The organism is Cellulomonas fulva, assembly GCF_018531375.1.
Classification (GTDB): domain Bacteria; phylum Actinomycetota; class Actinomycetes; order Actinomycetales; family Cellulomonadaceae; genus Cellulomonas; species Cellulomonas fulva.
This window is the reverse complement of the sequence record NZ_JAHBOH010000001.1, coordinates 2,664,168-2,676,761: the sequence shown is the minus strand read 5'-3', so window position 1 is coordinate 2,676,761 and position 12,594 is coordinate 2,664,168. Positions and strand designations below refer to the sequence as shown.

10 protein-coding genes and 3 tRNA genes are annotated in these 12,594 nt (G+C 75.8%); 4 read left to right on the top strand and 9 right to left on the bottom strand.

Going from position 1 to position 12,594, the window contains the following annotated elements; translation table 11 throughout:
* Positions 1-7 precede the first annotated feature (7 nt).
* Positions 8-1,201 (bottom strand): alcohol dehydrogenase catalytic domain-containing protein, encoded by a 1,194-nt coding sequence (locus tag KIN34_RS11880; protein ID WP_214350750.1) that lies wholly within the window; start codon positions 1,199-1,201, stop codon positions 8-10.
* Between the two features lie 310 nt (positions 1,202-1,511).
* On the opposite strand from KIN34_RS11880, the gene KIN34_RS11875 reads away from it, so the two are divergent.
* The 3 genes from KIN34_RS11875 to KIN34_RS11865 all read left to right on the top strand — a co-directional run bounded on the left by KIN34_RS11875 (position 1,512) and on the right by KIN34_RS11865 (position 2,746).
* Positions 1,512-1,682 carry a CsbD family protein gene (locus KIN34_RS11875; RefSeq protein ID WP_214350748.1) on the top strand — a complete coding sequence of 57 codons (171 nt, stop codon included), beginning with the start codon at positions 1,512-1,514 and terminating at the stop codon, positions 1,680-1,682.
* Positions 1,683-1,969: 287 nt separating this feature from the next.
* On the top strand, positions 1,970-2,239 hold the full coding sequence (locus tag KIN34_RS11870) for a DUF7218 family protein (protein WP_214350745.1): 270 nt from the start codon (positions 1,970-1,972) through the stop codon (positions 2,237-2,239).
* A 105-nt stretch (positions 2,240-2,344) separates the two neighbouring features.
* A complete protein-coding gene (locus tag KIN34_RS11865) occupies positions 2,345-2,746 on the top strand; it encodes a RidA family protein (RefSeq protein WP_214350742.1) in 402 nt (133 codons plus the stop codon).
* 189 nt (positions 2,747-2,935) lie between these two features.
* On the opposite strand, the gene KIN34_RS11860 is transcribed toward KIN34_RS11865, so the two are convergent.
* From KIN34_RS11860 to KIN34_RS11850, 3 genes are all read right to left on the bottom strand, one after another.
* Positions 2,936-3,010, bottom strand: a tRNA-Val gene (locus KIN34_RS11860).
* A gap of 19 nt (positions 3,011-3,029) precedes the next feature.
* Positions 3,030-3,100, bottom strand: a tRNA-Cys gene (locus KIN34_RS11855).
* Between the two features lie 46 nt (positions 3,101-3,146).
* A tRNA-Gly gene (locus tag KIN34_RS11850) sits at positions 3,147-3,218 on the bottom strand.
* A 286-nt stretch (positions 3,219-3,504) separates the two neighbouring features.
* Here KIN34_RS11850 and KIN34_RS11845 point away from each other — a divergent pair.
* Positions 3,505-5,613 carry an acyltransferase family protein gene (locus KIN34_RS11845; protein ID WP_214350739.1) on the top strand — a complete coding sequence of 703 codons (2,109 nt, stop codon included), beginning with the start codon at positions 3,505-3,507 and terminating at the stop codon, positions 5,611-5,613.
* A 16-nt stretch (positions 5,614-5,629) separates the two neighbouring features.
* Here the strand turns inward: KIN34_RS11845 and KIN34_RS17410 are convergent, their stop codons facing one another.
* Genes KIN34_RS17410 through KIN34_RS11820 form a run of 5 tightly spaced genes read right to left on the bottom strand, consistent with a single transcriptional unit; the run spans position 5,630 to position 12,585 of the window.
* Positions 5,630-6,523, bottom strand: a complete 894-nt coding sequence (locus tag KIN34_RS17410) for an FHA domain-containing protein (RefSeq protein ID WP_214350737.1) — start codon at positions 6,521-6,523, stop codon at positions 5,630-5,632.
* Positions 6,520-7,797: a VWA domain-containing protein gene (locus KIN34_RS11835; protein ID WP_214350735.1), complete on the bottom strand. Its 1,278-nt coding sequence runs from the start codon at positions 7,795-7,797 to the stop codon at positions 6,520-6,522. Before KIN34_RS11835 ends, KIN34_RS17410 begins: the two co-directional genes overlap by 4 nt.
* 2 nt (positions 7,798-7,799) lie before the next feature.
* On the bottom strand, positions 7,800-9,095 hold the full coding sequence (locus KIN34_RS11830; protein ID WP_307858204.1) for a PP2C family protein-serine/threonine phosphatase: 1,296 nt from the start codon (positions 9,093-9,095) through the stop codon (positions 7,800-7,802).
* Positions 9,080-11,446: a serine/threonine-protein kinase gene (locus KIN34_RS11825; protein WP_214350733.1), complete on the bottom strand. Its 2,367-nt coding sequence runs from the start codon at positions 11,444-11,446 to the stop codon at positions 9,080-9,082. The genes KIN34_RS11830 and KIN34_RS11825 overlap by 16 nt, the downstream gene beginning before the upstream one ends.
* Positions 11,443-12,585 carry a hypothetical protein gene (locus tag KIN34_RS11820; protein WP_307858203.1) on the bottom strand — a complete coding sequence of 381 codons (1,143 nt, stop codon included), beginning with the start codon at positions 12,583-12,585 and terminating at the stop codon, positions 11,443-11,445. Before KIN34_RS11820 ends, KIN34_RS11825 begins: the two co-directional genes overlap by 4 nt.
* Positions 12,586-12,594 lie beyond the last annotated feature (9 nt).

Sequence of the window (12,594 nt, the reverse complement as noted above, 5' to 3'; positions counted from 1 at the left end):
GCGAGGCTCACGCGGCTGGGTCGAGCACCACCTTGATGCAGCCGTCGTTCTTGCGCTGGAACAGGTCGTAGGCGGCCGGGGCCTCCTCGAGCGGGAGCCGGTGCGTCCGCAGGTCCAGCACGCCGAGCGGGTCGCCTGGCGCGGTCACCAGCGGCAGCAGGTCCCCGATCCACCGGCGCACGTTGGCCTGGCCGAACCGCAGCGTGAGCTGGCGGTCGAAGACGTCCATGAGGTCGAACGGGTCGGCCGCGCCGCCGTAGACGCCCACGACGGACACGGTCCCGCCGCGCCGCACGACCCCGAGCGCGGTCCGCAGCCCGGCGAGCCGGTCGACACCGACGTTCTCCATCATGGGGCGGGCGACGGCGTCCGGGAGCACGGCCGTCACGCGGTGCACCGCGTGCGCGAGCGGGGAGCCGTGCGCCTCCATGCCCACGGCGTCGATGCTCGCGTCGGCGCCCCGCCCGCCGGTCAGCTCGCGGACGGCGTCCTCGGTGTCGGTGCGTGAGCCGGTGTCGATGACGTCGACGCCGTGGCGGGAGGCCATGTCGAGGCGCTCGCGGACGGAGTCGATGCCGATGACCCGGCCGGCACCCCGGTGCAGCGCGATGCGCGCGGCCATCTGCCCGATCGGCCCGAGCCCGACGACGACGACCGTCCCGCCCGCGGGCACCGCCGCGTACTCGACCGCCTGCCACGCGGTCGGGAGCACGTCCGACAGGTAGAGGTAGCGCTCGTCCGGCTCGTCGTCCTGCGGCACGACGACGGGACCGTAGTGCGCCTGCGGGACACGCAGGTACTGCGCCTGCCCGCCGGGGACGCTGCCGTACAGCGAGGTGTAGCCGAAGAGCGCGGCGCCGCTGCCCTGCTCGCGCACCTGGGTCGTCTCGCACTGGGACTGCAGGCCCGCGAGGCACATGAAGCAGGTTCCGCACGCGATGCCGAACGGCACCACGACCCGGTCCCCGGCCCGCAGCCCGCTCACCTCCGAGCCGACCTCCTCGACGATGCCCATCGCCTCGTGGCCCAGGACGTCCCCGGCCTGGAGGTAGGGACCCAGGACCGAGTACAGGTGCAGGTCCGAGCCGCAGATCGCCGTCGAGGTGACCCGGATGACCGCATCGGTGGGCTCCTGGATCGTCGGGTCGGGCACGGTCTCGACCGTGACGTCCTGGTGTCCCTGCCACGTCAGTGCTCGCATGCTCGTCCTCGCCTTCGTCAGGAGCCGTCCGGCCGGAGCGGTGGTCGTCCTTGCTCGCCCTCGCTCGTCACGTCTCGATCGACACGTCACTCGTGGTGACCGGTCGCTGCTCACCGTCGCACCCCGTCCCGCGGCCCGCATCCGGACGTCGCGCTCGCGGACCGTGCCGCCTCCGCGTGCGGGGCACCCCGCGCAGGGCTACGTTCGAGGGACCGGGGCGGTCAGGACGCGGCCGCCGCACGGTCTCCGGCACGCTGCGGGGTCGGCCCATCGACGCGTCGACCTCCGCCCGAGCGAGAGGACTCTCCCGATGGGCATGGACGACAAGATCGAGCACAAGGCCGAGGAGCTCAAGGGCCAGGCCAAGGAGGGCGTCGGCAAGCTGACCGACGACACCAGCATGCAGGCGGAGGGCAAGGCCGACCAGGCCGGCGCCGACGTCAAGCAGGCGGGCGACGACGTCAAGGACGCCTTCCACTGAGTCACCGCGCACGCCGTGACGGTCGCGTGACCCGGTGAACCCGCCACCCGACCGGCACGGCACCGGGCCTGCGGAGCGGTGCGGGAGGCGAGAGCGTCCGCGATCGTGCGGCCGGGACCCCCTGTGCGGGCGAGCCGGCTGCTCCGCGCCGCAGGCCGTGGCGCGCCACCCGGCCAGGCGGTGATCCAGGCGGTGATCCAGGCGGTGATCCAGGCGGTGATCCACCCGGTGATCCACCCGGCGGTCCAGTCGGACCCGTCCGGACCCCACGACCCGAGGAGGCGACCGTGCCCGCACGTGACCCCGGACCGAGCGTGAAGGACAAGAAGCTCTACGAGGACCTGCGGGAGCAGGGCAACAGCAAGGAGAAGTCCGCGCGCATCGCCAACGCGAGCGCCGCGCAGGGCCGCTCGAAGGTCGCCCGCAGGGGCGGCGAGTCGGGCTCCTACGAGGACTGGACCGTCGCGGACCTGCGGAAGCGCGCCTCCGAGATCGGCATCGACGGCCGGTCGTCGATGAGGAAGAGCGAGCTGGTCGAGGCGTTGCGCTCGCACTGAGCAGGCACGAGGACCTACGGGGCGCCGCACCGAGACCGGCGCGCGACCGGCGCGACACCCACCGCCCTCGCGCCGCTGTCGGTGGGTCGTGCGAGCGTGGGTGTCATGGAGATCACCTACCCGCAACCGACCGGGCTCGTCGTCAGCCCGGCCTTCAGCCACGTCGCCGTCATCCCGCCGGGGGCGACGACCATCCTCGTCGGGGGCCAGAACGGCGTCGACGAGACCGGCGCGGTCGTCTCGGACCAGGTCACCGAGCAGGCGGTGCGCGCTCTGGACAACGCCGCCGCGGCGCTCGAGGCCGCGGGCGCGTCGCTCGCGGACGTCGTGCTGTGGACCGTGCTCATCGACCAGTCGGCGGACCTGCGCGCCGCCTACGGCGCGATCGCGCCCCGGCTCGCGCGGGCAGGAGCACCGCCGCTGGTCACCGCGGCGCTCGTCGCAGGGCTGGGCGTACCCGGAGCCCTGATCGAGGTGAGCGCGACCGCGGCCGTCGTGCGCACCTGAGCTCAGCCGGTCTTCGTCACCAGGGCGGTGAACGACGCCTCTCCGAACGACGCGTGCCGGACGTTCGTCGCGCGCCTCGGGGAGGTGCGGTTCAGGGAGGCGGGGTTCGGCGCGGCAGGGACCGAACAGGCAGAGAGCCCGCTCCCGGGCTCCCGGGGCGGGCTCTTCTGTGCTGCACTGCTGTGCTGCTGGTGGGCGATACTGGGATCGAACCAGTGACCTCTTCCGTGTCAGGGAAGCGCGCTACCGCTGCGCCAATCGCCCAGGGGGTGGTGATGATGCGAGGTGGAGATGGGATTCGAACCCACGTATACGGCTTTGCAGGCCGCTGCCTCGCCTCTCGGCCACTCCACCCTGAGACCGCTGTCCTCAGCGGCCGGGGCCGAGAAGGATGTCTCCGAGCGGACGACGGGATTCGAACCCGCGACCCTCACCTTGGCAAGGTGATGCTCTACCACTGAGCCACGTCCGCGCTGCACGTCCCCCGGTTCTCACCGGCGTTCCGTGTGCGTCCCAGACTCTAACTGAGTCTTCGCGCCAGAGTCCAACTGGCTCCCCGATCCGCACGATGACGCGGGTCACAGCCGGATCCGCCCTCCGACCGGCCGGCCGGCGACCGTCGGCGGCACGGCTCCCGGCGGCGCCGGAGGCCACCTCGGGCGAGAATCTCCTGGCCGCATCGGCACCTCGGGCGGCGACCGCCCCCGGCGCACGCGACAGCGGTGCGACGCCCACCCGCTGGACCACCCCGGAGCTCCATGACGACGACGAGCACGCCCGTGACGACCGCCGAGCGCGCGCCCGCGACCACGCGTGCCGCCACCGGCGGGGCCCGCGCCCGTGCGCCGCGGCGCGACATCCAGGTGCTGCGCGCGGTGGCGGTCGCGGCGGTGGTCGTCTTCCACCTGTGGCCGTCCGCGCTCCCGGGTGGCTACGTCGGCGTCGACGTCTTCTTCGTGGTGTCCGGCTTCCTCATCACGTCCCACCTGCTGCGGACCCCGCCGACGAGCCCGCGGGCCCTGGGCGCCTTCTGGGCCCGGCGCGTGCGCCGCCTGCTGCCGGCCGCAGGGGTGGTCCTGGCCGTGACCACGATCGCGTCGGTGGCGCTGCTGCCGAGCCACCTCCTGCGGCCCGCCGCTCGCGAGCTGCTGGCCTCGACGCTGCTCGTCGAGAACTGGGAGCTGGCGCACCAGGCCACGGACTACCTCGCCGCCGAGACGACGCCGACGCCCGTGCAGCACTTCTGGTCCCTGGGCGTGGAGGAGCAGTTCTACCTGGGCTGGCCGCTCCTGCTCGCCGTCGCGATCCTGGTCGGACGGCGGTTCGGCCGCACCCGGCTCGCCGCCGGGGTCGCGATCGCGCTCGTCGGCGCGGTGTCGCTGGCGCACAGCGCGAACCTCACGCACGACGACCCGGCGCGGGCCTACTTCGTCACCCCGACGCGCGTCTGGGAGCTCGCGCTCGGTGCGCTCGTGGCGGTCGTTGGGGTGCGCACGGCCGGCTGGGCGCGGGCCCGCGCGCTCCTGGCGTGGTCCGGTGCCGCGGCGATCGTCGTCGCGTGCCTCGCGTTCGACGGCGCGACCCCGTTCCCCGGCACCGCCGCGCTGCTGCCGACGCTCGGTGCCGCGCTCGTGGTGGCGACGGCCACCGACGACGTCCCGGGCGGGGTGGGCCGGGTGCTCGGGTCCCGGCCGGTCGTGGCGCTCGGCGACGTCTCCTACGGCGTGTACCTCTGGCACTGGCCGCTGCTGGTGCTCGCGCCGTTCGCCGTAGGCGCGGCGCTCGGCGGCTGGGCGCGCGTCCCGCTCGTCGTCCTCACCCTCCTGCTGGCGGCGGCGACGACGCGCTGGGTCGAGGCCCCGGTGCGCCGCTCCGCCCGCCTGCGCGCGTCGCTCCCCCGCACGTTCACGCTGGGTGCGCTCACCGCGGCCGTGTGCGTGGGACTCGCGTGCGGGGCCGGGGCCGTCGCCGCGGACCGGGCGGCCGGCGAGCGAGCGGTCTTCGAGGCGGCACGGACCGGCGAGGTCCCGTGCTTCGGTGCCCAGGCCGTGCGTGACCCCGCCTGCCCGGACCCCGTCGGGGAGGCGCTCCTCATGAGCCCGGGCGTGGCGGCGACGGACCGCAGCGAGCTGTACCAGGACGGCTGCTGGAACAACGCCCCCTTCACGGGCCGCCGGACGTGCACGTACGGCTCCGACGCGCCCGTGCGACGCGTCGTGCTCCTGGGCAACTCGCACGCCGGGCAGTGGCAGCCCGCGCTCGTCGACCAGGTGCAGCGCGAGGGGTGGTCCCTGCGCACCTACCTCACGTCCGAGTGCTACCCCGTCGACCTGCCGATCGAGGTGCCGGTCCCCGCCGAGGCCCCGGGCTGCGCCGCGTGGACGCGCTGGGCGGTGGACGACGCGCTCGCGCAGCGACCGGACCTCGTCGTCCTGGCCGCCCGCACCTTCCGGCCCCTGCTCGACGTGCCCGACGACGCGCAGCACGCCCGGCAGCAGGAGGCCTACTCCCGCCTCCTCGCACGCTTCACGGCCGCGGGTGTCCCGGTGCTGGTCCTGCGGGACACGCCGAACGCGGGCGACCCCGCGCCGGACTGCGTCGCGTGGCAGCGCGACGGCTGGCGCGAGTGCGTGCAGCCGCAGGACGTCGCCGTGGAACCGGACCCGCTGGCGGACGCCGCGGCGGCGGACTCCTCGGGACGCGTCTCCGTGCTCGACCTCAACCGGATGATCTGCTGGGACGGCACGTGCCACGACGTCGTCGGCGGGGCGATCGTCTACTTCGACCACGGCCACCTGACGCGGACGTTCGCCCGGACCCTGCAGCCCGAGGTGGAGGCCGCGGTGGCGGAGCGGATCCGCGGCTGACCAGGAGCGCGCCCGCTCAGACCTCGCCGGGCAGCGCCTGCCGGACGACGATGCGGGTCCAGGCACCGACGAACACCCGGTCGCCGTCCTGCAGCTCGTGCCGCTGCCCCGGCGGCAGCGGCACGTCGGGCAGCGGCTCCCCCGCCCGCGCCACGTACGTCCCGTTCGACGACTGGAGGTCCTCGACCCACCAGCGCAGGCCGTCGGTGCTGAGCTGGCAGTGCCGCCGCGAGACGCCCGCGTCGGCACCGCAGTCGATCTGCGGGTGGATGTTCCGCGAGGCCGACGGTCGCCCGACGAGCAGGCTGCGGCTGCGCAGCGGGACGAGCACGGGCAGCCCGACGGACGGCAGCGGGTCCTCCGGCTGCTGCACCGCGTACCAGTCGGGGTCGACCCACATCTCGGCGACCCACGCGTCCGGTCCGGGCACGCCCGGGGTCGGCAGCGCGGACCCGACGGCCGGTGCGCCCGGGGCGGACGCGTCCGGCTCCGCGCCGGCAGGGCCGGCGGCCGGCGCCGCGGAGGGGGCCTCGGGCGCGCCCGCCGGCGCCTCCGGGCCCGGCGAGCCGAGCGGGCCTTCCGGCACGGCCGGAGCCGAGCCGGTCGCCGACGCGGGGGCCGCGGGACCACCGGGCTCCGACGGTGCGGTCAGGACGCGGGGGACGGCGCCCGTCGCGGGGGCGGCGGGGTCGGGCGTGGCCCCCGTGGTGAAGTCGTAGCCGCAGTTCTCGCAGAAGAGCGCACCCTGCGCCGCGGGCGTGTCGCAGTGCGGGCAGGTCGTCGGTGTCGGCGCGGACGCGGCCACCGCGACCGGCGCGGGCGCCGCGGGCGCGGCGGCGATCGGCGCCCCGCAGACGTCGCAGTAGTCGGTCGACTGCGAGGTGTGCCCCTCGGGGCAGACGACGCTCACCGGCGGACCCGGGTCGTCTTGGTGGACGCGGTGTCGAGCGCCATCTCGTCGAGCCGGTCGGTGTTCCGCTTGAGGCGGACCGTGCCGTGGTCCGCGTCGTCGATGTCGACCACGCGCCGGAGCCGGCTCGTCGCCTCGTCGTTCCCGGTCTCCTGCGCGAGCTGGACGGCACGGCCGAGCTTGACGGTCGCGGTCGCCTCGTCGCCCGCCGCCTTCGCCGCGAGGCCCTCCTGGATCGCGCTCGCGAGCTCCGCCTGGCCCGTGTAGTGCGCGACCTCGGGGCTGATGCGGGCCGTCAGCGCGTCGTCGTCGGACCAGCGCGCCTTGACGAGGCCCGACGAGAGCACCTCTCCCCCGACGGCGACCTGGACGCGCGCCGCGAGCTGCTCGCTGCCGACCGGCTTGGAGGCGACCCGGACGGCCACGTGGTAGTCCCGGGACTCGTCGCCCCACGACCCCGTGGGGTAGGCGCCCGTCAGCGGGTTCACCACCGAGCGCCGGGTGGTCAGGTCCTCCACCGTCGGCGAGACCTGCCGGACGAAGAGCACCTGCGCGCCCTGCGGCGCCCACACGCGCAGCTCCGCGTCGGCGACGCCGCGCGACATCGAGCGCTGCACCAGGGCGCTGAAGTCCGCCGCGATGTCCTCGGGCCGCGCGATCAGGTCCACCGTGCCGAGCAGGGCGGTCGAGATCTCGCGCAGCTCGTCGACCTGCCAGTTCGCGCCCACGCCGCGGGCGTCGCACTGGAAGTGGCCCGTCACCCGGCTCACCACGGACGACAGCGCGCCGCGCGGCTCGGACTCGTTCTTGCCGTCCGTCAGCAGGATCGCGTGCCGCTGGGGCGCCTGCGGGACCGTCGCGAACAGGCGGTCGGCGAGCGCGAGCCACGTGCTCATCGCGGTGCCGCCGGACGGCCGCAGCGAGCCGATCGCACGCTTCGCCTCGGCGCGCGCGCCGGGCTCCATCTGCACCATGTCCAGCACCGCGTTCGGGTACGGGAACACGCGCTGCGCCACGTGGCTGCCGCCGATGATCGCGAACCACGTGCCGTCGGCGATCTGGTCGACCGCCACCTGCGCCGCGTGCTTCGCCGCGTCGAGGTTGCGCCCGCTCATGGAGCCGGACGTGTCCACCATGATGATCTCGGCCACGCCGCCCGACGAGGCGGCCGCGGTGCCGGCCTCCGAGCTCGTGACCGTCACGATGGCGTGCACGTCCGTCGCCCCGTCGGGCAGGAACTCGTTCTGGAAGACCTCGGCGGTGAAGACGGCCACGCTCAACCCTTCGTCGGTCGGTCGGTGGAGCTCGCGGTGCTGCCCGCGCCGGAGCCGTCGACGGGCGACGGCTCGGTGCGCGTGTCGAGGCTATCCGACGAGACGGACGCCGGAGCGGGGACGCGGGCGAGCGCCACCGTCACGTTGTCGCGGCCGCCCTGCGCGTTCGCCCAGGCCACGAGCGCACCCGCGGTGCGCTCGGGATCGCCGTCGACCTCCGCCGCCGACTCCCGGACCAGGCGGGCCACGTCCTCGGCAGGCGAGCAGTAGTTCCACAGCCCGTCCGAGCAGACCAGCACCCAGCCGGGCTCGTCGACGACCGTCGCGGTCGACCTCGTCGTGACGTCGGTCGCGTCGGGGCCCAGCCACCGCGTGATCGCGTGCGCCTGCGGCGAGGCCTCCGCCGCCACGCGCGGGACGCCCCGGGCGATCAGGTCGCCGGCCCACGAGTCGTCGGCGCTGAGCTGCTCGGCCGGGCCCGCGTCCGGGAGCCAGTACGCGCGCGAGTCGCCCAGCCAGGCCACGACGAGCAGCGACGCGTCGAGCACCGCGGCGACGAACGTGCACGAGGGCACGTCGTCGGGCCCGTGCGTGGCACCCGCGGTCGCGCGGATCGCGTCGTCGCCCGCCACGGCCGCCCGCGCGAGCAGCGCGGACCAGGCGGCGGTGCGGGCGCCCGCACTGCCACCGACCGGCTCGGCGCCGTCCGGGCCGCCCGCCACCAGCACCTCCACCGCGGCCGCCGCGGCCGCCGCGCTCGCCACGTCGGAGTCCGGGGCCGTCGACACGCCGTCGCAGACGACGAGCGCCGCGAACGAGCCCGAGGCCGCCAGGGCCATCGCGTCCTCGTTGCGCGGGTGCCGTACGCCGCGGTCGCAGACGCCGCCCACCCACGCCGCGGGACGCTCGGACCAGTGGTCGCGCCGGGACACCGCGGGCTCGCCGCACTGCTCGCAGTAGCCGTCCGGCGCCACGGTGCCGCCGCAGGCCCGGCACACCGGCCCGGGCGCGGGCGCCGCGACCCGCGCGACCGGTGCCGTCTCGGTCTCGTCGCCGCCCGGCCCGTCGCCCGGCTCGTCAGCCGACTCGTCGGCCGGCCCGTCACCGCTCGTGCCCGCGCTCGGCTCGCCGGCCGCCGGGGCGCCCGCCCCCGGTGGCGGCGGGACCGGGGCCGCGCCGTCGACCGGCTCGAGGGGCGCCGACGCCAGCCGCGCGCCGCACACCTCGCAGAACACGTCGTCGTCGCGCGCGGACGTGCCGCACGCGGCGCACACGACGGCCGTCACCACGCCGTCCACCGGCGCACCGCGTTGGCCTGGTCGACCAGCGCGATCCGCTCGTCGCGCGACGACGCCAGCGTGGCCTTCTCGCGGTAGGCGGCCTCCAGCGCGTCGCGCAGCGGGCCGTCCTCCGCCGGGACGTCGCCGATCTTCTGCTGCGGCGACGGTCCGCTGCGGCCCACCGACGCGAGCGCGCCCTGGAACACCGAGATCCGCAGGTCCACGCGCTCCTGCGGCTCGACGGTGACGCGCTCGAGGCTGCGCAGCGCGTCCGCGAGCCCGGCGACCCCCTTGTCCGAGGCCGCGAGCAGCCGCGCCCGCCGCAGGCGCGACTCGACGAAGGAGCTGCGCGTCGCCGTCACGAGGTCGAGGGCCGCGAGCGCGCCGTCCAGGTCCCCGCGGGCCTCGCGGATGCGGGCCAGGCCGAACGCCGCGGCAGCGGTGTAGTTGGCGTCCGAGCGGGCGCAGATCACGTACAGCGACTCCGCGATGTCCGGCTCGGCGGACAGCTCGCACGCCACCGCGAGGGCCAGCTTGGGGGCGAGCTCGCCCGGGACCTGGCCGTAGACCGCGTTGAACGACGCACGCGCGGCGAGCGGGTCCCCCGCGGCGAGCTGCGCCAGCCCGTCCAGCCACACCGCGCGCCACTCCCACGGGTCCGCGTCGAGCACCTGCGCGAGCGCCGAGCGCACCACGTCGGGCGCTCCCGCCTCGATGCCCGCCCGCGCGCGCTCGAGCCGGACCTCGACGCTCTCCTCCGGCGCGTCCGCCAGCGCCTCGATACGGCGCACGGGGTCGCTGACGCTGACACCGGCGAGCCAGCCGCTCGCCGGGTCGCCCGGGTCGACCTTGAGGGCCGGCAGCTCGTCCCAGCGCAGGGGCGCGGCCGGGCCGTCCGTCGTGGGCGACTCGAACAGCACCGACGCGGCCGAGTGGAGCGCGGGGTGGCCCGAGCCGCGGTCGGCGGCCACCACCTCGCGCAGCACGCCGAGCAGCTGCGTGCGCAGCTCGTCGACGGTGGCGAACCGGTCCGACGGGTCGAGGGCGCACGCCTTGGCGAGCAGCCGGTAGAACGAGTCGTAGGCCTGGAACACCGGCTGCTCCGCCACGGGCGGCAGCGCCGCGACGAACGTCGTCGTGTTCCCGCGGAAGTCGATCACGAGCGACGCGAGCGTGCGGCCGATCGTGTACACGTCGGAGGCCACCGACGGGCCGACCTCCGCCACCTCCGGCGCCTGGTAGCCGACCGTGCCGAAGATCGCCGAGTCGAGGTCGTCGACCCGGCGCACGCCGCCGAGGTCGATGAGCTTGACCGCGTCGCCCTGCTGGATCACGTTGTCGGGCTTGAAGTCGCAGTAGAGCAGGCCGACGTCGTGCAGGTACGCGAAGGCCGGCAGCACCTCGAGCACGAGCGCGATCGCCTGGTCGACGGGCAGCGGGTCGTTGACGCCCGCGTTCGCCTCCTTGCGCGCGGTGAGCATCTCCTTGAGCGAGGTCCCGCCGACGTACTCCATGACGGTGTAGCCCGCACCGTCGTGCATGACGAAGTTGTAGATCTCGACGATCAGCGGGTGCTCCACCTCGGCCAGGAACTGGCGCTCCGCGATCGCCGCGGCGTACGCGTCCGCGTCGCCCGCGTTGAGCAGGCCCTTGAGCACGACCCACCGGCCGGACACGTTCTGGTCCCGCGCCAGGTAGATCCACCCGAGCCCGCCGTGCGCCAGGCACCCCACCACCTCGTACTGGCCGCCGACGAGGTCGCCCGCGACGAGCCGGGGGTCGAAGTCGAAGCCGGTGCCGCACTTGGGGCAGAACCCCTTGGTCCGCCCCGGCACGCCGTCCCGCTCGCGGCCCACGGGGGTGCCGCACGACGGGCAGAACCGCTTGCGCTCCGGGACCTGGGGGTCCGCCATCACCACCTGGAGCGGGTCCCGCACCGGCGCGCTCGGAACGGTCGTGAGGCCCGCGCCGAGCCTGGCGCCGCGCAGTCGTGTCGAGCCCGTGCCGAGCCGGCGCGTCGCGCGCGAGCCCGAGGCCCGGGTCCGGGCGGAGCCCAGCGCGGCGGTCGCGAGCCGGCTCGAGCTGGTGCGACCGGTCCGGGTCGAGCGCTCGTCGTCCCCGGACGCCGCCTGCCCCGGCCGCGACGACGGACCCGCGTCGCCACCCGCGATCCCGGTGCCGAGCAGCGAGGTGGCCGACGCGACGCGACCGGTGCCGCCGGGCGCACCGGTTGCGGGACGCGCCGCCGTGCCCGCGACACCGGGAGACCCGGTCCCGCCGGGAGCGGTGGGCGCCTGCGGCGAGCCGCACACGTTGCAGTAGCCGTCCTCGTAGCTGCCGGTGCAGCCCGGTTCGGTGCAGGCGGTCATCGCGCGGCTCCCTTCGGCCCGTGCACGGGCAGGTCGCGGGTGAGGAACTCGTACTGCTCGACGAGGAAGCGCGCGAGGACGACGTCGCACGGCGTCGCCTCGACCGCCACGCGCGCCTCGTCGTAGCCCGACCGCACCGTCGGCGAGGCGCTGCGCCCGTTGGCGTCCCCCGCCGCGCGCAGGCGGTCCAGGCGGTACCGCAGCTCGGCGCGCTCGCGCAGCGGCGCGCTGTACGCCTCCGCCACCGCGTCGAACGCACGCGCGACGTTGCGCAGGCGCTGCACGAAGGCCTCGACCTCGTCGCGCGTGGCGGGGACCGCCCCCAGGCGGGAGACGTCCGGGACCGCGAGGTTCGGCGGCTCGACGACCTCCCGCCGGCACCGCTCGGCGAGGTCGCGCAGCGTGGGCTCGCGCGTCTCGAGCGCGTCGACCGCCGCCTGGGCGTCCGCCCGCTGGCGCGCCAGGGTGCGGCGCTGGGAGACGTCGACGATCAGGTCGCGCTCGGCCCGTGCCACGGCGACCTCGAGCTCCGCGAGCGGGCCGCCCACGTCGGCCCCCCGCTGCGCCTGGGCGGTGACCTTCTCCTCGCGGGCGCGCAGCGCCGCGACCGCCTCGCGCTGCTCCGGCGCGTCGGCGAGGTCCTCGCAGCGCACCAGCGCCGCGCGGACCGCACGCACCCGCGCCGCCTGGTCCGCGGCGTCCGGGTCGAGGGCCAGCCGGTCCCGCAGCTGGTCGATCATCGCGTCGCACAGCGTGACGGCCTCGACGAGCGAGACCAGCGCCGAGCCACGGCCGGCGTCCAGGCGGCCCCAGATGAGCTGGGACATCTGCTCCCGCGCCACGGCGTCGGCGCGGCCCGAGTCCCAGACGGCGACCAGGCGGTCCAGCCGGTCGCGGATCGACTGCCACATCGTCATCGCGAGCACGACGTCCGACGTGAACGCGTCCGGCGTGCTCGACGCCCGTGCGGTCGCGTCGAGCCGGTCCAGCTCGGCCCGGCGGTCGGCCGCCCACCGCTCGAGCGCGCCCAGGTACGCGAGGAGGTCCGTGGCCGGGATGGCCTCGCCGAGGTGGCCGGGCGCCTGGGGCGGGTCGACCAGCCGGCCGGCGGGCGAGGCCGCCGCGGTCGGCGGGACCACGACCCGGTC

Bases quoted from the DNA above. Each gene is read 5' to 3' on its own strand.
- KIN34_RS11880 (WP_214350750.1), bottom strand. From the start codon at position 1,201: ATGCGAGCACTGACGTGGCAGGGACACCAGGACGTCACGGTCGAGACC.
- KIN34_RS11875 (WP_214350748.1), top strand. From the start codon at position 1,512: ATGGGCATGGACGACAAGATCGAGCACAAGGCCGAGGAGCTCAAGGGC.
- KIN34_RS11865 (WP_214350742.1), top strand. From the start codon at position 2,345: ATGGAGATCACCTACCCGCAACCGACCGGGCTCGTCGTCAGCCCGGCC.
- KIN34_RS11845 (WP_214350739.1), top strand. From the start codon at position 3,505: ATGACGACGACGAGCACGCCCGTGACGACCGCCGAGCGCGCGCCCGCG.
- KIN34_RS11825 (WP_214350733.1), bottom strand. From the start codon at position 11,446: ATGACCGCCTGCACCGAACCGGGCTGCACCGGCAGCTACGAGGACGGC.